The 22,370-nt window shown below is 39.1% G+C and carries 20 protein-coding genes; 10 read left to right on the top strand and 10 right to left on the bottom strand.

Annotation, left to right across the window (positions count from 1 at the left end; all coding sequences use genetic code 11):
* The first annotated feature begins 30 nt into the window (after positions 1-30).
* The 3 genes from DL897_RS04200 (at position 31) to DL897_RS04210 (ending at position 3,299) form a co-directional block, all read left to right on the top strand.
* On the top strand, positions 31-918 hold the full coding sequence (locus DL897_RS04200) for a sugar phosphate isomerase/epimerase family protein (RefSeq protein ID WP_240627263.1): 888 nt from the start codon (positions 31-33) through the stop codon (positions 916-918).
* A gap of 130 nt (positions 919-1,048) precedes the next feature.
* The gene (locus tag DL897_RS04205; RefSeq protein ID WP_113657893.1) at positions 1,049-1,819 is read left to right on the top strand and encodes an IclR family transcriptional regulator; all 771 of its coding nucleotides are present in this window, start codon (positions 1,049-1,051) and stop codon (positions 1,817-1,819) included.
* Between the two features lie 244 nt (positions 1,820-2,063).
* The gene (locus DL897_RS04210; RefSeq protein ID WP_113657894.1) at positions 2,064-3,299 is read left to right on the top strand and encodes an allantoate amidohydrolase; all 1,236 of its coding nucleotides are present in this window, start codon (positions 2,064-2,066) and stop codon (positions 3,297-3,299) included.
* Positions 3,300-3,616: 317 nt separating this feature from the next.
* Here DL897_RS04210 and DL897_RS04215 read toward each other — a convergent pair whose 3' ends face one another.
* The 6 genes from DL897_RS04215 to uraD all read right to left on the bottom strand — a co-directional run bounded on the left by DL897_RS04215 (position 3,617) and on the right by uraD (position 7,564).
* Positions 3,617-4,141, bottom strand: a complete 525-nt coding sequence (locus tag DL897_RS04215) for an SRPBCC domain-containing protein (RefSeq protein ID WP_113657895.1) — start codon at positions 4,139-4,141, stop codon at positions 3,617-3,619.
* Between the two features lie 92 nt (positions 4,142-4,233).
* Positions 4,234-4,578, bottom strand: a complete 345-nt coding sequence (locus DL897_RS04220; RefSeq protein ID WP_113657896.1) for an ArsR/SmtB family transcription factor — start codon at positions 4,576-4,578, stop codon at positions 4,234-4,236.
* Between the two features lie 312 nt (positions 4,579-4,890).
* Entirely contained in the window at positions 4,891-5,409 is a 519-nt protein-coding gene (gene tpx, locus DL897_RS04225; RefSeq protein WP_113657897.1) for a thiol peroxidase, read from the bottom strand.
* Positions 5,410-5,730: 321 nt separating this feature from the next.
* Positions 5,731-6,087: a hydroxyisourate hydrolase gene (uraH, locus tag DL897_RS04230; RefSeq protein ID WP_113657898.1), complete on the bottom strand. Its 357-nt coding sequence runs from the start codon at positions 6,085-6,087 to the stop codon at positions 5,731-5,733.
* Complete coding sequence (gene pucL, locus DL897_RS04235; protein WP_338067073.1) at positions 6,087-7,088, bottom strand: factor-independent urate hydroxylase; 1,002 nt, start codon at positions 7,086-7,088, stop codon at positions 6,087-6,089. The genes uraH and pucL overlap by 1 nt, the downstream gene beginning before the upstream one ends.
* A complete protein-coding gene (uraD, locus tag DL897_RS18945; RefSeq protein WP_338067074.1) occupies positions 7,088-7,564 on the bottom strand; it encodes a 2-oxo-4-hydroxy-4-carboxy-5-ureidoimidazoline decarboxylase in 477 nt (158 codons plus the stop codon). Before uraD ends, pucL begins: the two co-directional genes overlap by 1 nt.
* Positions 7,565-7,823: 259 nt before the next feature.
* On the opposite strand from uraD, the gene DL897_RS04240 reads away from it, so the two are divergent.
* Positions 7,824-9,020 (top strand): PucR family transcriptional regulator, encoded by a 1,197-nt coding sequence (locus tag DL897_RS04240; RefSeq protein WP_113657899.1) that lies wholly within the window; start codon positions 7,824-7,826, stop codon positions 9,018-9,020.
* A gap of 333 nt (positions 9,021-9,353) precedes the next feature.
* On the top strand, positions 9,354-10,703 hold the full coding sequence (locus DL897_RS04245; protein ID WP_240627264.1) for a nucleobase:cation symporter-2 family protein: 1,350 nt from the start codon (positions 9,354-9,356) through the stop codon (positions 10,701-10,703).
* A gap of 48 nt (positions 10,704-10,751) precedes the next feature.
* On the opposite strand, the gene DL897_RS04250 is transcribed toward DL897_RS04245, so the two are convergent.
* Entirely contained in the window at positions 10,752-11,525 is a 774-nt protein-coding gene (locus DL897_RS04250) for a PucR family transcriptional regulator (RefSeq protein ID WP_168188637.1), read from the bottom strand.
* A gap of 267 nt (positions 11,526-11,792) precedes the next feature.
* On the opposite strand from DL897_RS04250, the gene DL897_RS04255 reads away from it, so the two are divergent.
* The 4 genes from DL897_RS04255 to DL897_RS04270 all read left to right on the top strand — a co-directional run bounded on the left by DL897_RS04255 (position 11,793) and on the right by DL897_RS04270 (position 16,408).
* Positions 11,793-13,031 (top strand): ArgE/DapE family deacylase, encoded by a 1,239-nt coding sequence (locus tag DL897_RS04255; RefSeq protein WP_240627265.1) that lies wholly within the window; start codon positions 11,793-11,795, stop codon positions 13,029-13,031.
* A 184-nt stretch (positions 13,032-13,215) separates the two neighbouring features.
* Positions 13,216-14,568 (top strand): allantoinase, encoded by a 1,353-nt coding sequence (locus tag DL897_RS04260; RefSeq protein WP_113657903.1) that lies wholly within the window; start codon positions 13,216-13,218, stop codon positions 14,566-14,568.
* Between the two features lie 315 nt (positions 14,569-14,883).
* A complete protein-coding gene (locus DL897_RS04265) occupies positions 14,884-15,264 on the top strand; it encodes a hypothetical protein (RefSeq protein WP_113657904.1) in 381 nt (126 codons plus the stop codon).
* A gap of 241 nt (positions 15,265-15,505) precedes the next feature.
* Positions 15,506-16,408: an acetamidase/formamidase family protein gene (locus tag DL897_RS04270; RefSeq protein ID WP_113657905.1), complete on the top strand. Its 903-nt coding sequence runs from the start codon at positions 15,506-15,508 to the stop codon at positions 16,406-16,408.
* Between the two features lie 188 nt (positions 16,409-16,596).
* Here DL897_RS04270 and DL897_RS04275 read toward each other — a convergent pair whose 3' ends face one another.
* From DL897_RS04275 to DL897_RS04285, 3 genes are all read right to left on the bottom strand, one after another.
* Positions 16,597-18,450: an ankyrin repeat domain-containing protein gene (locus tag DL897_RS04275; protein ID WP_113657906.1), complete on the bottom strand. Its 1,854-nt coding sequence runs from the start codon at positions 18,448-18,450 to the stop codon at positions 16,597-16,599.
* Positions 18,451-18,462: 12 nt separating this feature from the next.
* Entirely contained in the window at positions 18,463-20,262 is a 1,800-nt protein-coding gene (locus DL897_RS04280) for an ankyrin repeat domain-containing protein (RefSeq protein ID WP_113657907.1), read from the bottom strand.
* A 120-nt stretch (positions 20,263-20,382) separates the two neighbouring features.
* Positions 20,383-21,537, bottom strand: a complete 1,155-nt coding sequence (locus DL897_RS04285) for a GNAT family N-acetyltransferase (protein WP_113657908.1) — start codon at positions 21,535-21,537, stop codon at positions 20,383-20,385.
* A 101-nt stretch (positions 21,538-21,638) separates the two neighbouring features.
* Between DL897_RS04285 and DL897_RS04290 the strand changes: the two genes are divergently transcribed.
* The gene (locus tag DL897_RS04290; protein WP_168188638.1) at positions 21,639-22,349 is read left to right on the top strand and encodes an aspartate/glutamate racemase family protein; all 711 of its coding nucleotides are present in this window, start codon (positions 21,639-21,641) and stop codon (positions 22,347-22,349) included.
* Positions 22,350-22,370 lie beyond the last annotated feature (21 nt).

Consider the following 22,370-nt stretch of genomic DNA (forward strand, 5'->3'; position numbering starts at 1 on the left):
CAGAATATGAAGGGTGATTTACAATATTTTATGAATGTAGGTATTGTTCATTTTATGGCGTTTCCGGAAACGATCGCTGGAGATGGGCCTATTGTCGAAACAGTAAAGAAGATAGCTACAGATGACTTCTTTTCCTCCATTGAGATCACTCGCATTAATGATCAGAATCAACGGCAGATCGTGACACAGATGTTAGATAGTGCAGGATTTAAACGAGGATTTGGTGCACAACCTATCTTGCTTAGTCATCGTGCAGATCTGAATTCGTTTGATCAAGAGAAGAGACAACAGGCCATTTCCTTAATTAAAAATGCGATCGATCAAGCTTATGAGGTAAAAGCAGAAAAGCTAGGATTATTAAGTGGACCGAAACCGGAGACCAATGAGGAAAAAGCGTTGGAGCTTTTGAGTGATTCCTTAAAAGAGATATGTCGTTATGCGAAGAGTAAAGGAGATTTGGTCATTTCCTTAGAAACATTTGATGATGATACGGATAAGAAATGTTTAATTGGTCCAAATCGTTTGGCGGTAGAGGTAGCAAAAGAAGTAAGAAAGGTCGATCCTACTTTTGGCTTGATGCTTGATCTAAGCCATTTACCGATGCAAAGAGAATCATCACGAGATGCGCTTTATACAGCACGTGACTATATCAACCATGCCCATATCGGGAATTGCTATATTAATAATCCAAGTGATCCGGCATATGGTGATCAGCATCCACGTTTTGGTTATCCAGGTAGTGAGTGTGATACAGAAGAGTTAACAGAGTATTTAAAAATATTATTGGAAATTGGATATATTGAAGAGGGATCTGACAATGTGGTGGCATTTGAGGTTAAACCAGTTGGCAATGAATCCTCCGAAGTCATTATCGCCCAATCAAAACGTACTTTGGTTAGAGCTTGGAACCGTCTTTAATACAGATAGAAGGATAATAAGGTGCGATCGTCAGATGGAGAAGGTAGACAAAATTTCCTCTTGGAAGTTTTGTCTACCTGATATATATTATTTTGTTGTATGATAATTTGAAAAAGAAGGTGTTTTAAAGATGCCAGATGATAAATATGTAAAGTCTGTCGATCGTGCCTTACAACTTTTTGATGTGATTAGTACAAAGCGAGAAGGATTTGGAATTACCGAGTTATCGAATAAAGTGTTGCTCAATAAAACCTCTGTGTATCGCATGTTATCTACTCTAGTTAAGCATGGATTGGTGGAGCAAGATTTACAGACAGGAAAGTATAAGTTAGGGTATAAAGTTTTGGAAATCAGTTCTAAGTTATTAGAAGGTCTGGATCTACGTATGGAAGCGAAACGATATTTGAAGGAACTTGAAGCTCATACCAATGAAGTGATTCATCTGGTTGTATACAACCAACGTGAAGCCGTCTATATTGAAAAGTTAGAAGGAAATGAAACCTTAAGGATGCATTCTCGTGTAGGTGCTCGTGCCCCTCTGCATTGCACTTCAGTCGGTAAGGTGATTCTTGCCTTTTTGCCAGCGGAAGAAGTCGAAGAGGTATTAAGAGATTACTCTTTTCATGCTCATACACCCCATACGATTACTGTGAAAGAGGAATTACTACAACACTTACAAGAGGTTCGTCAGAAAGGTTTTGCCCTGGATTTGGAAGAAAATGAGTTAGGGATTAATTGTATTGCTGCTCCCATTTTTGATCATCAAGGGCATATTGTTGCCGCTATCAGTGTATCAGGTCCTGTTATACGGATGACTCCGCAACGATTAGAAGAACTTCAAGGATTGATGATGGAAATAAGCCGAAAAATCTCATCTCGACTTGGTTACAACAGTTATTAAGTAACACCTTGCCCAATGCATTTTGCTAAGAGGATGTAACGAAATGGTAAGATGCATTTGGGTATATTCATAGTAGCTACCTTGTACCAATTTAGCTACGATATCTTCCTCAATGTTTTCCTCATGATAAACCTTCCTAAAATATTTTCTCAACCAACTTAATCCAATAACGTAATAGATGAAGCATTCTTAATCCCGAGCAATAACATCTTTGTGGAATGACCATATGAGAAGGGGGATTCGAATGCAAAACTTAATTCAACCGAATGCGGAAAGAATGGTTAGTAGAATTGAGTCATTAGCTAAGTATAGTAGGTCAAAAAGAGGAGTAACTCGCCTTTCTTTTTCTGAAGAGAGTGAACAAGTGAATCAATTGGTGTCAGAGTGGATGCAAGAGGCAGGAATGAGTGTCAGACGAGATGCGGTCAATAATCTGATCGGTAGATATGAAGGCACAGATCCTACAGCGCCAGTACTGCTGATCGGTTCTCACTTGGATACGGTGATTGAAGCAGGAAAATATGATGGTATTCTAGGTGTAATTACGGGTCTTGAGGTAGTACAAACTTTATTTGAGAATAATCTCCGTTTGCCATTTCCGATTGAAGTGATAGGTTTTTGTGATGAGGAGGGAACACGTTTTCATACGACTCTATTAGGAAGTAGAGCGATTGCTGGAACGCTTACAAGTGAGGATTTATCCGCTTGTGACTCAGATGGGCTTAGTTTAAGCGAAGCGATGAAAAGGATAGGACTAGAACCCACTCATTTTAAGCAAGCAGCTAAAGATCCGAAGTCGATTCTAGGGTATTTAGAAGTGCATATTGAACAAGGTCCAGTGCTAGAAAAATTGAATCAGGCATGTGGAGTGGTTGCTGGAATTGCTGGGGCAACGCGATATGAATTTTGTGTAGAAGGAGAAGCGGGTCATGCAGGTACAGTACCTCATATTCTACGCAAAGATGCATTAACAGGGGCAGCAGAAATGATTTTAGCTGTTGAAGAAATAGCTCAACAGATGGAATCTCTGGTAGCAACCGTGGGTAAATTAGAAGTATATCCAGGTGCGAGTAATGTAATTCCTGGACAGGTAAAAGGGACACTCGATATTCGTTCGATTAATAATCGAGTTAAACATCAGGCATTCCATCAGATTTTATCCACATGGGAAGAGATTTGTAAGGGAAGAGACTTAACTTTAAAGCTAAAAAAGGTAATGGATTCTCCTGCAGTATCATGTTCAAGCAAGTGGATTGAGCGAATTGGAAATGCCTTAGAAAATCATGCGATGAAACGGGTTGTGATTCCAAGCGGTGCAGGGCATGATGCGATGGCCATTGCTGAAATTGCGCCAATCGGGATGATCTTTGTCCGATGTCGAAAGGGAATTAGCCATCATCCTGATGAGTATTGCTCGCCAGAAGATATGCAAATGGGAGCTACTATCTTATTAGATGTTGTAATGCAAATCAATTCATAAAGTACAAACTTAGTCTCTACGATCCTACCGATATACATCATTCGATTGAAAATCCAGATCATACCTAAAGGAAGTCGCGAATTGTTTTTGTGTAGGATCGACTTTTGTACAAGACATTAGCGGGAGTGAGTGGAAAAGCGATGAGCGGCTGATTAAGAGGGCAACCTCACTTTCGTTTATAGCAACTCGATTTAAAAATGATATATAAAATATGGGAAACCCCTAAATTAGAAAAATTCGTTCTTTAATTTAGGGGTTTTTCGTCTATACTTAACTGTTATGCAATTGTATTGTTTAAAATCACCTTGTTATGATATCTACTGAAGCTCTTGTAGGAGGTAAGCAAGGCGATCCAAAGATTCAGCCATTCCTTCGATCATACCCATATCCAGTACGAACTTGAGTGCCTCGGCAGATGCGAATCTAGTATGATTAATCAGTTTCGTCTTCCCTTCGAATTCAAGGAATGTCAAAGTGATCAACATCTCAGGCATTCCCTCGATGGCATTGCCTTCTTGATCTGTAAATGTATCGATACAGACGATTTTCTCCGGCTCGATAATTTCTTGATAGACAGCTTTACACCAGGATTCTTGGCCATAAAATTCCCCTTGGTTCTTATCTGTGCATCTCATACAATAATGCCATATACCGTTGGGCTTAAAATCAAACTGACGAATTTCGGTATGCCATCCTTTGGGTCCCCACCAGTGAGCCAGATGCGTAGGGTCTGAAAATACCTTAAATACAAGCTCGCGAGGCGCATCAAAAGTACGTTCCATGATCAATGTCTGATCCTCTACTTTTGATGTCATGTTGTATGTTGGGTTTACGTTTGACATTTCGATTCCCCCTTAAATTTTGCTTCAATAGTCCAATACGAAATAACCTTATTCCAGCAAGACGGCTAGTATACTATTCCTTCGCTGCGATCCTAATCCTTGTCATGATGTTTCTTTTCCTTTACTTGCAATTCACGCAGATAATCGTCCAATCGATCAAATCTTTCCTCCCAGATGTGATGGAATGATTCAAGCCAAGTTTTTAGCTCGATAAACGGTTGACGTCGTAGCTTGTAGATTCGTCGATTGGCAATAGCTTGCACCTCGACAAGCCCAGCATCACTAAGTACACGAAGATGTTTGGAAGCTTGTGGCTGGCGGAGCCCAAGATGCATGGCTATTTCTCCTACTGTAAGGGGCTTATCACGCAAGAGCTCGACAATGCGTAAGCGGTTGGGCTCAGCAAGAGCACTTAATGTTGCTTTTTTCATGCCCATATAAGCTTCTCCTTTCATTTCTAATATAACATATAGAGAATATTCCTGTGAAGGAATATTAGGTATTTTGTGATAGATGGATATGGACCGAAGTTTGCAGTTGTAGTCCTCTTTTGGTAAGCTAATCGATTCCTAAACCTTGCCTTTAACTGATTTTAATACGGGAGGAATTTATCTCTAAGGATATTCGAAAGATAATAAATGAAAAGAGTGAAGTAAGGGGGAAGGATGATATGCCTAAAACGATAAAAAAGAGTATTATCCACTTACACAGTAGATAATACTCTTCATTTTCGATCAGTTAATTGTATTTTATAGACATGCCTTGACGGCCATGAGAGCTGCTTCATAGTTGGGATGTTGAGTCACTTCAGGCACATATTCAACATAGGTAATGATGTCCTGAGTGTTAATGACAAATACAGCACGACATTCTAAGCGATTTTCTTTGATATAAGTGCCATAAGCCGTACCAAAAGACATGGTTAGATGATCCGATAAAGTTTGGACACGCTCTAATCCAGCAGCTCCACACCATCTGCTTTGGGCAAAGGGAAGGTCGGCACTGATCGTTAATAAAACGACTTGGTCACTAAGATCGGAGATAAGCTGATTAAACTGTCGGGTTTGCTGGTCACAAACTTCTGTATCAAGTGATGGAACCGTACAGATGATCCGGACTTTTCCTTTATATTGTTCGGAAGTAACAAGGGTGCGATCATTCGTTAAAACTTCAAAATAGGGTGCTTGATTACCAACCTTCATCTCTGGACCAATCAATGTAATGGGCTGTCCAGCTAAAGTAACTACATTTGTACGCTCTAGTTGCATATACCATACCTACTACTATAAACATAGAACAATATCCTTATTCTTATAATATTTCTGTTTATTTATGTTTAACTCCGTCTTCTACTCGTACAATTTGCTATAATAACCATAGGTTTCCGATTATCTATCAGTACATATTGAAAGCTTTAGGTATTTTTGAACCGCCTCGGCTTTTTCAATAATCAATGCGTACCTTAGATAAGCGATGTCCAACATTTGTACAGAATAAGGATATTATTCTTTGAGTAGCAGATTTTCGCCTCCTTTTGAAAAAATTTTCTGCCTTCCCTAATATTTCATTTTACTCATCCTAGGAAGAAGTTAGCTTCCTCTATAGGTACTATAACCGCCTGGGGCTACTAAGAGGGGAACATGATAATGCTCATGGGGATTTTGAATCCCAAAACGGAGAGGGACGATATCCAAAAAAGAGGGTTGAGGGGAATGGATACCTTGTAAGCGGAAATAGTCACCTACATAAAAGTGAAGCTCATATATACCTGGGATGAGTTCTTCATGGGTGAGAAGAGGAGAATCGATCCGACCATCATGATTGGTAAAGACTTGGCGAAGAAGTGTTAATGATTGATCTGAATTAACTCGGAAACAGTGGATCTTTAACTCTTGGGCTGGTTTTCCCTGCATTAAATCAAGTACATGAGTAGTCAAACGTCCCATTAAAAACCCCCTCGAATGCCTACAAATGATCTGGTAGGATTTTCTTGCATTTCTTTATGATTTTGATAAAGATCTTGCCGAGTAACGACAAATCCTTGGAACCCATATGGAGGACGTGGCTCTGTATATACTTTACCTTGACCGGTAGAGGTTTTATCAACCACAGTATCCCAAGTACGGTTATTTGTTTCAAAGCTGATTTCAGAGAGTTGAGGGAAGCGTTCAAGGACACGGCAACCAATGTGATAGATGAGGTGTTGGATGGACTGATTATACAATTCGTGGAAAACAGAGCGCGCAATATCACGGACTTGTTCGGCAGGGACATAGTTAGAAGTGTTTTGACTTAAACCATCTTGTGTTTGATTATACTTCCAATCCATGTTGAGGTAGATAAAGAGAGGGCGATCCGTCTCCTCTGGTAAAGTGGTATATTCATCTCGGATAAATCCTTGAAAAGCACTACCACTTACCTTGATGAGATGAAGATTAGCAATTCCACTACTATATTCAAGTACTTGATTTCCATGTGAAGTACGTGCAACTTCCATCGTGACCCGAGCATGTTCATTGCGAGAGTGTCGAAATACAAGCCCACTCTCCTGAAGTCCATACTCTCCAGGAACAAGGGTATAGTCAAAGGGAATTTCTACAGCGGATATTTTGACTGAGGTAACATGAGCATAAGTATCTAAAAAGCTGTCACTTACAAATTTTAAAAAACCATCGATGGTCGATCCTTCATAGTGGGCAGCATGACGTTGAATAAAGTTTTTCATGGAATCGGTAGCAATTACAAAGGAGTTGTCACCTTCGGTAAAGGAAGAGAGAAATCGACCCTTGAGCGAAATATGAGCGTTTAACCCAAAAATTATATTACTTCGACCAGTAAAGGGTGATTCAGGGATGGCTTTGATTCCTGTGAGAGGTTTTGCATACGTACGATAAACAAAGACATCACCTTTACCATAGTACATGATTCTTTCCTCTTGTTGATTCATCATGAACCCTCCTTAACAATGTCGTTTAAACGAAATCTGGCGATTTGATAGATTTCTTGTAATGCTTGTTTAAACTCCACTTCAACACTGTGTTTGAGCCTCTCTTTGATCGCGATGAGAATCTTTTCCTTGGATTGTCCCCGCACGGCCATAATGAATGGAAAGTTGAACTTCTCCTGATATGCTTGATTCAGTGATAAAAATTCATCATATTCTGTTTGTGTTAGTCGATCTAAACCGACTCCAGATTGTTCCTGCTTAGAAATAGAGGTCATTGGAACACGAGCAGCTAGCTTGGGGTGAGCGCGTAGTAAGTCGAGTTGTTTGGAAAACGGAGCGTTTTCAACAGTATGAACCATAACGAGATGAAGGTCAGCAAGTGTGGAGAAAGGGCGTTGTTTCCATGACTCTTCGGCAACCCAGGGAGAGTGTTCAAAAACCCAACCGAATACTTGTGTAAAATGAGGTTGGTTCATGAGGTTCACTTCCTCGAGCGTTACCTTCACGGTGATCCATCCTTCCGTATCCGCCATGACAATGATGCTATGGTTGGAGAGCGTTTACAGTTTTTTCTGCAAACGGTAAGTTAATATCATTGTAAACGTTCTCTAGCATGGAGTCATTGGACAAAGGAGACAAATCTACCTCCTCTTGATTGTGCATCATGCATAGCGAAAGATGGGAGGTGTTTCAACCATCAATAACGGATAGATATAGATAAAAAGGGGAATGTGAATGAGTCTAATGATGTTGGAAGCCTTACGTATTTCACCTTTGGATCGTTGTAAAGTGGTTGCGGGGCAAAAGGGATTAAGTCGTCGAATCTGCTCGGTCAATAGTTTTGATGCTCCTGATGTGCTCCCATGGCTAAAACAAGGGGATCTCGTTGTCACAACGGGATACGTTTTTAAAAACGATGAAAAAACACAAGTGGAATTGATACGTAAATTAGCAAAGAGAGGATGCGCGGGTTTAGGAATTCAAATCAATCGGTTTTTATTGGATTTACCGAAAGCAATGAGGCAGATTGCCGATGAATGTGATTTTCCATTGCTCGAAATACCTTATGATTTATCTTTAACGGATTTGTTGCTTCCTTTGTTGAGAGAGATAGTTACAAAACAGGAAGAATTAGATCAAAGACTGGATAAAAATGACCACTTTTTAACCAAGCTGCTCAGTGATGAGCTGAGAGATGAAAATATTATTCTTTCTACAGGTTCAGAGATCGGACTATTACCTCATCATCAATATATCTGTATTTGTTTAAAAGTAGATAGTCAGTATAGCGATCCGGTTTGGTTGGAACAGAGGACTCATGAGATAGCCAAAGAGATGAATGTTTGTGTATTAGTATCAAAAATAGATGACGGGGTCATCTTGTTACAAGCGCCGTTACAAGAACAGATCTCGCTTGCATGCTTGGCAGAGCAATTCGGAAAACAGCTATGGGAAAGATGGAAGGAGAGTGATGAAAAAGCGAAGATCCAGATAGGAATTGGTGAACCTTGCGATGATGTGAAACAGATTAGTAGAAGCTATCAGGAAGCGAAGGAAGTGTTAAAGCTATCTGAACAGATGAAGATGAGCCAGTCCAAGGATATCTATCATTATAGTGATTGGAGCCCGTTTATTCTTTTTCAACAATTACCCCATGAACAGCTACGAAATTATGTAATAAGAACTTTGGGTGAGCTATTAAAGGTCGATCAAGAACATGATGGTCATTTAATCGAAACGCTTGAAACCTATTTAAATTGTGGTAGTCAGATTTCCGAGACAGCACGACGTCTTGGAATCCATCGTAATACGGTCACTTTTCGTCTAAATCGATTAAAAAATTGGATCCATGAAGATTTAGCAAATGGTGATCATCTATTTCGGCTACAATTGGCTATTTATCTTAGAAGATTAATTGAACCCAAGGATTGAAAGCGCTTTCTGACGTTTTCAATCCTTTTTTAGTATACTTTTTATACAATAAAAACTAAATTAATTATCTAATAAATAATTTTAATAAAATTTAGTATTGAAATTCGATTTAATATAATGTTAAAATTCCATTAATCGCTTTCTCTCTAAAAGGCCCATTAGACATCTGACCGTATATCAACTAATTTGATTCTTTTGAAGAAAACTTAATCATCATGATAACAGACTCTCTTAGATTGAACTTTAGCTGTGCCTAGCAGGGAGTTTGAGGTTGAGTTATGAAGTGAGACGGTCTTAAGGCATGACAACAAGTGGTCCAAGGAGGGGGACATAGTGAAAGAAAAGAAGTTATGGAAGATCATTTTGTTAGGTTTACAACACGTTTGTGTCATGTATGGTGGTGCAGTGGCTGTTCCTCTTATTATTGCACCAGCTATTGGTTTAACCGAACAACAATTAATCTATTTAATTTCATTTGACTTGTTTACCTGTGGTATTGCTACTTTGATCCAAGTATGGGGAAATAAGTTTGTAGGTATTAAATTGCCAGCCTTAATGGCGGTTTCATTTATTGTGGTAGAGCCAATCATCGCTATTGGCAAAATTCATTCAATTACGGGGGTAATTGGAGCAGTCATTGTATCAGGCGTTGTTGTCACGATAGTTGCTCAATTTATCGGTAAGCTAATTAAATTTTTTCCTCCTGTAGTTACAGGCTCGGTTGTATTGATTATTGGAACATCATTGATGCCGGTGGCCATGAGTAATGTTGCTGGAGGGACTGGATCGGCAAACTATGGACACATAGAAAACTTTATGCTTGCCGTTTTTACTCTCCTGTGCTTCTTGATCTTAAACTATGTGCTCAAAGGCTTTATGAAAGCGATCTCGGTCTTGATCGCGATGGTACTAGGAACGTTGGTAGCTGGCATGTTTGGAATGGTTGATTTCAAAGCGTTAAGTGAAGCAGCTTGGCTTACCCCATTAACTCCTTTCTACTTCGGAACACCTACCTTTCAACTTTCCTCCATTTTGACGATGAGCATCATTGCTATTCTAATCATGATTGAAAGTGTGGGGGTATTTTTAGCCCTTGGAGAATTTTGTGATAGAGAAATAAAGGAAAATGATATTAAAAAAGGAGTTCGTGCAGAAGGGATTAGCGCGATCATAAGCGGTGTTTTTAATTCTTTTAATCATTCCACTTTTTCGCAAAATGTAGGGCTTGTCTTTCTCACTAAAGTGAAACAGAGAGTGGTGCTTGTAGCTGCCGGGGTCATATTAATCTTATTAGGGTTCTTACCTAAAATAGCAGCTTTAACGACCATGATTCCTAAACCTGTATTAGGTGGAGCGATGATTCCCATGTTTGGAATGCTGATTGCTGCGTCCCTCCAAATGATTGCAAAGTCAGATATGAAAAAATCATCCAATCAATTGGTTGTGGCAGTAGGAGTGGGATTAGGATTGGCTGTGAAAGGGGCTCCAGATGCATTTAAAGGATATCCCGAACTTGTTCAGCTGTTATGTAGTAATGGAGTCGTAATGGGAACCTTAACGATGTTTCTTTTAAACTTATTCTTAAATCGGACAAGTAAAGATGATCTTAATGAGCAGAAACACGAACAAAGGACTACGGATAACCTCGAAATCGTTAAGCCTGTAAAATCAGATGGAGTATAATTGCTAGATATCTAGCCTACATGTTAGAAATAACCACTTAATCAGTGATCAAGACTGTTGGAGGATTCGTGTGATGTGTAATCCTAATTGTAAGCGAAAGACCACCTTAGGATCTTGTAAATCCATGCCTAGCAATTCTTCAATCCGAGCGATTCGAAACTTTAATGTATTACGATGCACATAAAGTTGATGAGCAGCTTCGCCGATTCGCTTTCCAGTTGCCAAATAAACATCAAGAGTATGTAATAAATCCGTTCCTTTCTCGTAATCATAACGCTGTAATGGTTCTAATGTTGCCTGATAATAAGATTGAAGTATCTCCTCAGGTATATGTTGGAGTAGGATTTCTGGCTCAAGAAAATGAGAAGAGGCTTCTGGTTGAGCAGGGTTTTCGGACGAGTTGTCCATCCGCTGATGAGATTCTTGTTCTATTTGTTTTTGTTGTTCGATAATCTCTTTACCGAATTTTAGCAATAAATCAGATAAGACAACATCATAAGGAATTTCGATCAAAGGCAGATTAAGTCGATTGGCTTCATCAATCATCGCTTTGGGAATATGAGGTAAAAATCGTTTTACCTTGATGGCAAGACCTGCACAGTGATGTTTGGCTAATTCTCTTAATAAGTGAGTTTGTGTTTGCAGATCATCCTTAAAAACATATCCAGTAGTGAGTAATAAATCGCCCGGACTCGCAGCTGGGTTAGGATTGTCTAGAATTCCAACTGAATGAATAGGACGATAAATCCCGCGTTTACCAGCAACTAAAATGCAACGGTTAAAAAAATTCATCTCTAAGGCTTTGGCAATAGTAAGTTTCATCATAGCGCCTCCAGTTTAGTACACAAAAAGAAAGCGTATCCATTTCCCTTTTATTTTGATTATAATATGTAGATAGTTAATTAGAATATATATTTATTATTTTATATAGAAAATAGTTTAAGAAGTAGTAATAAAGGGGTAATGAGAAGATAGATTGAGAAATAAATAAAGACTTGAATCGCTATATAAAACCGCCGCTTGAGATATGATGATGCCAATAAAAAGAAACATTGTTTCTTTATAAGAAACGAAAAGGGGATGAAGAGAATGGAAAAGGCAAAATTGGAAATCATTCAGTGGATCGAAGAAAATCGAGAATCTGTCATTCAATTTGTACAGGAACTTGTTTCTATTCCGTCAGATAACCCTCCAGGCGACTGCTATGAGATTGCCCAACACATTGAAAAGCGACTCAAGGAGTTTGAGTTTGCAGATATTCAATTTCTTGAAGTAGATCCCAAAGAAGTAGAAGCAAATGGGATGATTCGAGCGGCCAACGTTGTGGCTACAACCCAATTTGGAGATGGATCGGGAAATTCCATCGCGCTAAACGCACATGGGGATGTGGTCGCTCCAGGAATGGGATGGACACAAGATCCTTATGGTGGTCAAATTGTTGATGGTAAGATCTATGGTCGTGGAGCAGCTGTATCGAAGTCAGATATTGCCACCTATACCTTTGCGGTGATGGCGTTACGTAAGTTTGCAGCTGACTTGTCTGGTGAAGTGGCTCTAGCATTTACCTTTGATGAAGAAGCAGGTGGAAATATTGGACCTAAGTGGCTATTAGATCATCAATATATTAAACCAGACATGGCGATTGCAGCTGGCTTTACGTACTCGATTGTAAATGCTCATAATGGATGCTTACATTTAGAAGTGAAATTAAAAGGGAAATCAGCACATGCAGCAGCTCCGCATACAGGGAATGATGCTTTGGAAGCGATGACAGGAGTATTGCAGACGATCTATCACTATCGAGATAGCTTACAAGCGATAAAATCGAATATCCCTGGGATTGATCATCCATCGATTGTTGTTGGGCTAATTTCAGGTGGAATCAATACCAATGTGGTACCTGATCAATGTACCATTCGTTTAGATCGCCGCTTGATTCCAGAAGAAGATGGAGCCAAAGTAGAAGCGGAGATTCGTTCTCTCATCCAAGAAAAGGTAAAGGAATATGAGGGCATTGAAGTTGAAATTACCCAGATTTTATTAGCGCATAATTTTGGTCCAACTCCTGAGGACACAGAATTGATAAAGACTTTAGGCCATAACTGGCGGGAATTGATGGATGGTGAATTGATGATTGATGGAGTTCCACTTTATACAGATGCAAGACATTTCTCCCAAGCCGGTATTCCTACCGTTTTATTTGGTGCAGGTCCCCGAACCCTTTTAGAAGCAAATGGTCATCGAGCGGATGAACATGTTCGAGTGGAAGACCTGATTAAAGCGACAAAGATTGTTGCCATCACATTATATGATCTGCTGAAAAAGTAGCTAAAGGAGTATCAAGTAATGATTATGGTTAAATGATCTACAAGGAGAGGGTTGTTTTCCAAATTGATTTTTGGAACGAGACTTTCTAATTAGTAAGGCAATAAAAGATGTGTATACGGTGGAAATCAACCTTCTCCTTATTTTTGTAATAGACCATTATGATTCCTAAAGAGGTGAATCCAAAGTGGATCTGCTTATTAAAGATGGTCATGTCGTGTTGGCAAATCAAGTGATAATAGCGGATATCGCCGTGGATAATGGGATCATCGTAGAGATTGGCAAGATAAGGAATTCAAAGGCGAAAAAAACGATCGATGCAAGTGGGAAAGTTATATTTCCAGGAATGATCGATGTTCACGTTCATTTTAATGAACCGGGGCGTACAGATTGGGAAGGTTTTACAAGTGGTTCAAGACAAATGGCTAAAGGTGGTTGTACAACATTTATAGACATGCCATTAAATAGTATTCCCTCTACAACTACAGTCTCGGCTTTAACTGAGAAAGCAAAGTTGGGGATGAAGAAGTCATTGGTTGACTTTGGCTTATGGGCAGGGTTAGTGCCTGAGAATGAGCCGGAAATTGAAGGGTTGGCTGAGGCAGGAGCTATTGGCTTTAAAGCATTTATGTCTGCAACGGGAACTTCTGAATTTTCTGCGGTCGATGATTTCACGCTCTATGAAGGAATGAAGAGGATTGCCAAGTTAAACAAAGTGTTAGCGATCCACTGTGAATCCAATTCCATTATCGAGCGACTCACGGCGATCAAGAAGGAGAAAGGCTTGGTTACAGCTAGAGATTATGTGGAGTCTAGACCTGTTCTTGCTGAATTGGAAGCGGTTAACCGAGCTTTATTATACGCTCAGGAAACAGGATGTGCCGTTCATTTTGTACACATAAGTAATGCCAAAACGGTACAATTGATTCAAGCTGCTAAAGAGCGTGGGGTCAATGCAACCGTAGAAACCTGTCCCCACTATTTATTGTTTAATGTAGACGATTTCGCCAAAAAGGGAGCTGTCGCTAAGTGTGCTCCTCCCATTCGAGAAGAGAAAGAGAGAGAGGAACTTTGGAAAGAGCTAAGTAGTGGGAATATTGATATCATTGCTTCAGACCATTCCCCTTGTCCTACACCGCTAAAGACAGAATTTGAAAAAGATCTATTTCAAGCTTGGGGGGGAATTACAGGCGGACAATATACACTGGAAGCAATCATTGATCAAGCACATATCGAGCGGAATATTCCACTAACGCAAGTGGCCAAATGGCTGTCATCGGAGCCTGCAGAAAGATTTGGTTTAGCTCCTCGTAAAGGATCGATTGCTATCGGTGCAGATGCCGATTTGGCTATAATCGATTTACAGCAAACACACCTTCTTACCCAAGCAGACCTAGCTGCCCGTCATCCTCATTCTCCCTATATCGGGATGGAGTTTCGCTGCCGTGTGATCAAAACCATTCAACGAGGGCAGCTTATCTATGATATGGAAAGCGGATGGATTGACCGAAAGAAAGCAGAGTGGCTTAAACCTATATAAGCAATCTAAATATAAGTTAGATGATCGTTATTTTAATTGTATAAATACTTTTTAATGTATATCAACCACAAGTGTGAGGGGTTTGGAAAGACAGATTCAAGAGAGGAATTTCCATAGAGTAGTTATAAAATGAGTCATATTATAATCCATAATGATCCGAAAGGTCAGAAATATACCAAACTGGGAATAAAGTAAATCCCAGTTTTTATTATGTTAAATTAAAATGAAATGTTAACAAAATAGTAGTAATGGGTTAAAAAAAATTATATGATGAATATGGAAAATAGTTAATTAAATAAAAAGGAGAAAAGTTTAATGAGCAACTGGGCCGAATGGGAAATGGAAAGAAGAATTAAAGAAGTTTTAGCTAAAGCCAAAAACGATCGGGACCCAAATCATACTTTTGGACGTCCTTTATATACTGCTTATCAGATTGCGATTGGTATTTGTCGCCAAGACCCCTCTTTCTTGGAAATGACAGGAGCGGCTATTGGGGGCGAAGGTACGGGTGATCAGTTTACTCTTGCTAAATATATTGCTGGTCAACTATCCAGACGAATTCAAGAAGGGGAAATCGACGAGATTGAAGGATTCTTCCTCGCCAATGACTTTGGTTTAGAACTGGAGTATGAATTTAAAGGCGAAGAAATTGAAACCAATCCGACTCGTGATACAGTTCTTTTTCGATTAAAATAGAATGAAGAGTAGAGAGTAAAGTGGATCAATGAAAGATCCACTTTATTTATTAATATAACAATGCTACTGCTAAACTATCTATCAGGCATAATGGTAATTAACAAGGATATTAATCCTTCCCCAAAAGGTAAACCATCGCTCTTTGATAGGTATGATATATTGATTCTTAGTAGTATTCTATATCCTTTACCATATATAATTGATATATTTCAACCGTTAATCATAAAAAGGAGGGAACCAGATGACTGTGAAATTTTCTTGTGAACATTCGATTTATGCGTTTAGTAAGGATCATACACCGCTTGCTCGAGTGGCAAGTGGAAGTCAAGTGGAGATTGAAACATATGATTACTTTACCAATCAAGTCAAGTCTACAGAAAGTTTTACTTCGATGGATTGGAATCAAATCAATCCAGCAACAGGACCGATCTATGTAGATGAAGCTAAGCCAGGGGATATTTTAAAAGTAAAAATTGAAAAGATTGAATTAGCAGAAGAAGGAGTTATGGCTACGGGTAAAGATCTGGGAGTCATGGGAGATGTATTAGACCAATTATATGCCAAGTCCATTCCGATTCGGAATGGGAAAGCGATTTTTAATGATCAATTATCCATTCCACTGAATCCGATGATTGGTGTGATTGGAGTAGCACCAGCTGGAGAAGCTGTTTCATGTGGGACTCCAGGTGCACATGGTGGAAATATGGATACGACATTGATTACAGAAGGAGCCACTTTATATCTTCCTATTTTTGTCGAAGGAGCTTTGTTTGGATTAGGAGATTTGCATGCAGCTATGGGAGATGGAGAGATTGGTGTTTCAGGTATTGAAATTCCAGGTAAGGTGACTATCACATTGGAAGTGATCAAAGGTTACTCGATCCCTAACCCGATGCTTGAAAACAAAGACTCCATCGTTACGATTGCTTCCCAACCTACCTTAGATGAAGCTGTCAAAGTGGCTGTAAAGGATATGTTTTCTTTTTTATCTCCTAAAATGCCCCTCTCATCAGCCGAATTAACCATGCTCTTTAGTGCTGTTGGACAGACACAAATCTCACAAGTGGTTGATCCTTTAATGACAGCACGTTTTGTTGTACCGAAATGGGTATTGGCTTCCTATTCCATTTCTATTTTTGTGTAATTGATCGGAATTCTTGCTAAAATGGAATTATTTTATTTTATAAGGAAAAGGGTAGGTTTTATAGGTTCATAGAGAAATTTTTCTTAAGATAGATTCCTAATAATCAACCCAAAGAGACTTGAATCCACTAGGTGGCTTCTCAAGTCTCTTTTTCACTTTTGGGAATAGGTGCTAGATTCAATACTTAACTATAGTGGTATTTTGTATTCTTGGACATGGGTTAATACGATCAAGTTTGTGCCAGTATGGTCCATACATATTTTTTTAATCTCATTTTCCTCAAAAAAGATTTTTCTGGTTACTTCACCTGTTTCTGCATCGAGGAAGACGAGCAGTCCATCTGGACAATTCACAACTACCTCATCGCTAGTAAAAAAGACGGGACGAAGAATACCACCTGGATACCCTTGCTCAAACATACTACGAGGATCTTCGGTAATCTCGGCTGCAATCGGTACGCGCCATTTAATCCGTTTTTTTTGGGTCGAAAGAACGAGAACATCCCCTAGCCATCCTTTGGGACGGTCTGACAGATAGTTTAATGCCATTCCCCAAACAGCGATCCATTTTCCATCGGGACTAAAAGAGGCATTGGATGTACAGTCGATAAACTCATGGGAGGGACCATCTCCTAAGTTATAATAGATAAGATCGGTTTGATTGAAATGGGTGGAGCTAATATCGATGGTTGCACCACCTTGATCATATTCGGTAGAAAAGAAATATTTCCCATCGGGTGATGCAGAACAGGGGGAACTTATATATGCTGGAGTCATCTTCTTCGTTTTTAGATCGATCACTTGGTTACCATTCAGGATCCATCTTCCATTAGGGGTGATCATGCAGTGATCTGCTTTTGTAATTCGATGGATCACTTCGAGTGTTTCAAAGCTTCGTTGTTCGATGTAGTGAAGATGAGGAGCTTGAATAAGGATGGACGATTGATCCCATGAGAGATAAAGTTTTAACCTGAATTGGTCTGTCTGGATTTGCTGTTCGCATTTAAGAAAAGAATCAAAATCTACTTTATCGAAGAGTTCATTTTCGAGTGCCCATAAGAATTCCTCTTTTTGTGGATGCGTTGGATCATAAGACCATTTAACAAGTCGTCCTCCTTCCATCGCCGATATTAATTGTGGCTTGGATGGATGAATGACAAAGCCGTACGGCTTGGCATTAGGGACAACTGGATAGGGATTAGACAATTTTTCTAGTTTTTCTTTGAGTTCTTCAAAGAGAGGAGAATGTTTATTCCCTGCATGCATGGGCAGCTTCCCATTGTAGGATCGGATGGATAGATCCGCACCATTTGATAGCAGCAGTTTGATGAGTTCTTTGTATTCATCATAGCTATTATAGTAATCAGCATAGTAGACGGCTTTGTGTAAAGGCGTTTCTCCAGAATGATCTTGGATGTTGGGATTAGCTCCAGCTTTTAGTAAGATTTCAGCAAGGGGTTTTGCTTTTTGGATAATGGCATAGTGCAAGGCTGTGTATCCATCTTCATCTTGAAGATGAAGATCTGCTCCATGTTGAATCAAATATTGGACAATCTCTGAATGATTGTTTTTGGTATGTACCATCAGTGGTGTTTTTCCCCAGAGTGCTTTACTATTGATCTTTTCTCCATTGGCAAGCAGTTGGACAACTTGTTCCAATGATTTAGCTTGATGTAGTTTTTGATTTTCTACTTTACTCCAATGTCCCTCAACTATGTCCCGAATCATCCATGCGTTGGGATAATTAAGATATCTTTTGCGTAAAGTGACTCCTTTTTCCAATAGAACTTGAACAACACTTTTTCGTAACTTTTTACATGCAGTATCAATGGGAGGTAAACCCTTATCGTTTTTTGCTTCCGGATCTGCTCCTGCTTGCAGTAATATTTGAGCGATGATATCGTTTTTAGCATAATGAAGCGGTGTATTCCCTTCCATATCTCGCCAGTGTACTGCATCAGGGGATTTCTTTAACATTTGTCGTAACGCTACTTCATTACCAAAAGTACATATCGAGAATAGTTCTTGATCTTGATAGCGCATATTTTTCTCTCCCTATGGATGTGGTAGTTGCATGGTGATCATTTCAGAATCGGTAGCGATACGGAGCTCTCTCGTGTTCAATATCTGACCAAGAGCTAGGATAGTTTGGCTATTAAGTTGTTGTTTTTTCCGTAGTTCTCCTGAGTTTCGATCAAAGAATAACAGAGAGCCATGTGGAATTGTAGCAATCACTGTATCATCGACAATACATACTTTTCCAGCATAGCCATCTGGAAAACCTTGTTCTTTTAATGGGAGACTCATGCCGGTAACATCTTGATCGAGCTTGACTCGCCATGCAATTTTGTTTTGCTCAGGAAGGTAAAGGCCTACAAATCCCACTTCCGGTTTTTGATTGGTAAAAGTGGTATAAATGGATGACTCAAAGAATGCTACTGCTTGTCCATCATCTGAAAAGGAAAGATCGACTATACAGGTATAATCGCCATAGTCATACTTCACCTCGGGTTTGCAGAAAGATGCTTGCTGCCAATCATATGAAATGAGTCCGAGATGATCTGAATGGTAAGATGAATAGAAGATATGCTTAGAATCAGGAGACCACCGGCATAAGGATGGTTGAAAGGATTTGTCCAATGGGATGTTAGCAGCTTCCCATGTTTTGCTGGAAAAATGATAGATATATTGATCTACAGCCAAGTAATCTCCATTCGGCGAAAAATCAACGCAATAGATGGGCATTTTTATCTCTTTTGGCAATTGGAGAGTTTCAATGAGTGAGAAATCTTTATAGTTTCGAATTTGTACTCCCCAGATCTGTGGAGCTACGATGGCTAGCTTTGATCCATCGTGGGAAATGGAAAGGCTATAAAATTTGTATTGTCCTAATGCAATAGACTGGCTTACTTTGGGTTTGGGATGATATACCATCTTTCCAAGAACTCCTTCGGAAAACGGGGCAAGTACTTCATCATAATAAGGATGAAGGCGATAAACAGAGCCAATCACTGGCTTTATTGCCAAGACAGAGTTCTCCGTAATTTTTTCATGGAAAGAAGGAGATAATGGTTCCTGCTTGGTAAGCTGTGAGGCTTTAGCCAATAGGAACTGAAATATCTTTTCTGACTTTGTGACATGTTGGGGCAATTGTCCATGCCTGCTTTTGAGCAAAGGAGATGCGCCATGTTCGAGCAAAAGAGAGACTAGCTCTATGTTATTTGTGCTTGCGGCGATATGTAAGGCTGATTTTTCATTTCGAAAGCTGCAAAAATTGGGATCCGCACCGCCTTTAAGCAGAAGTTTGACCATCTCCAGATTGTCTAAGTCGATTGCAATGTGTAATGGTGGTTCCTCATCAAACGGGGCGATATGGGGATTAGCACCCTGTTTTAGTAATAAAGAAACAACAGAAGGTTGGTTATTTTTAACAGCGTCGATTAAAGGAGTTATTTCATCTTCATTTTGCAATTCTACATCTGCCCCTGCCCCTAAGAGCAATTGCACGAGCTTCTCATTACCCAGAGCCGCAGCAATATGGAGAGCTGAGTTACCATCTCGATCTTGATGATGGACATCAGCTCCCTGTTCAAGTAAAAATGCCACCACATCGACTCGTTCATCCCAAACGGCAGTCATCAGAGGTGTTTCTTTAAAGTCATTGGTACGATTTAGCTCTGCTCCCAGCCTGATTAACAACTCTCCGACAGCCTGATTCCCTGCATAATGGAGAAGAGTATTCCCATTAATAAATGAAGCTTTGACAAGTTCTGGATTAGATTGCAAGATCGTTTGCAATTCTACTAAATTGCCCTCTAAGCAAATTCGTAGAATCCCGCGTTTTTTGGGTACCATGTAAGCCTCTCCTTACAAAATTAGCGAAATAAAAGAATAATAGGGTGTTTCTACTCTAATATATTGTATTATTATTTCTTAATTATAGAATATATTGGTAGAAAAAAATAGCTGACTCAATTACAATTTATATTTTCGGAGTAATGGAACAGCTAGTTTTTGCAGGATACGACTTAATCCTCGCCAAGCTTGTTGTTGAAATTTTGGAAGGTGTTCTACATAAGCCATGGTATACTCCAGTGCAGGGTATGCTCCACGACAACGTTTAAAAGAAGCAGCCCCAGAGCTTTGATGAAGTAATAATTGGTGTTCATGTGCTTTTTGTACAAGCAAGGAAGATAACATCCGGTACAGTCCCAGCTTTTGAGATAGATGAATATCATAGCCAAAAAAAGGAGTGGTCATGGATTGGTTTTGGATAAAAAAACCAATCATTCCATCGATCTGTTCATTCTTTTGTAAAGCATAGACATGTAGAAATTTTTCTTGAATCGCATGAATTAAATAAGAGAGCTGAAACTGTGGATTATAAAGAGAATATTTTTTTAAATAGAGTAAATTATAAAGTTCAATTAGCCGTGGTAAGTTTTTTTCAGGAATCTCTGTCGCTTCGATCACTCGGTAATCGGACTGTTCCAGCAATTTTTTATCACGATTCAGGAGCCAGCGTGTTTTGCTATTTAGGTTAGACTGTTGTGCGGGATCATAAAAGTAAACTTGACGACTCGGAATAGCTAAATAGTGGTGATTCAGAAAGATTTCTACTTGACCATTTGGATAATGTTCATTTACTGAACGAAATAAAATAGCATGGTTAGGAAATTTTGTTGTTAAAAAAGAAGTGATCGACTCAACTTGTTGTGTTGTAAGAGTAGGGTAGAGATTCGTTGAAACAAGCCAATTATTAACTATAACCACTTGATTGAAATGACAGGCACGCAAATAATAGTCAAGTCCACTAAGAGGTGGTTGAAGTAATAAAGATAGCCAATATTTTTTTAAATTTCTTAGTTCTTCTTTGGCATAGCTAATATAATGCGTATAAGGAGAAACCACATACGAGTTCTCATATTCTTTTTGATTAATGGTAATAGGTAGTACTAGCGAACCGACTTGTAGAAGTTGTAGCTCTGTTTGTACATTATTGATAAAAGTTTTTGTCCCTTTTTGCATAAAGGGTGTAAAATAGTTTTGTAAAAATGTTCCCTGCTCTATTTCATTCCAGTTCAGTTTTGATAGGCTGTCTTTATCAAACAAATATAGATTTTGATTCATATTTAAACCTTTCATAGTGTGATAGATAAAAAGATTTTATCATATTATCAGTTGCTATTAAGTTAAGAAAATAAAGGATTGAAATGAGGAGTATGATCAATATGAAACAGATTTATAGAATAGGAATTTTAGCAGGAATGGGACCACGTTCGACGACTCCTTTTCTGGAGTCTGTCCTAGATGAATGTGAGCGTCAGTATGGAGCTAAATGGGATAACGACTTTCCACATATGATGGTTTATTCACTACCAACCCCTTTTCATCCAAAGAAGCCACTGAATCATAATCAAATGGTAAAGGCAATTCAGATCGGAATCGAGGCCTTGGTAAAAGTTGACTGCGATATTATTGCCATTCCATGTAATTCAGCCCATTTATACTATCCTGAGATATGTAACATGACATCGATCCCAGTTTTAAATATTATCCATGAAACGATGGAATGCTTGAATCCTCAAGTTTCTAAAGTTAGTTTACTAGCTACGCGAGGTACCATTGAAAGCGGATTATATCAAGAACAGTTAAAACAAAAGAATAAGACGATCTACTGGAATGAAGGATATCAGGAAAAAGTGGATGAATTAATCTTAATGGTGAAGGGTTCAGGAGTTTCTGAAGAGATGCTAACTTTATGGAAAGAGATTGAATCGATACTCATAAGAGAAGAGGTTACAGAAGTGATTAGTGCCTGTACAGACTTATTCTTTTGTAGAGAATATAGTCAGCTTAAGATCTATGATTCATCTAAAATACTCGCCAGAAGTTTAGTGAAAAGATATATGAGGGAAGGATTAACGGATGTGGAAATTTGATTAAAATAGCGCCCTATCGAA

Origin of the sequence: Thermoflavimicrobium daqui (assembly GCF_003313465.1) — a bacterium.
Taxonomy (GTDB): Bacteria; Bacillota; Bacilli; order Thermoactinomycetales; family Thermoactinomycetaceae; genus Thermoflavimicrobium; species Thermoflavimicrobium daqui.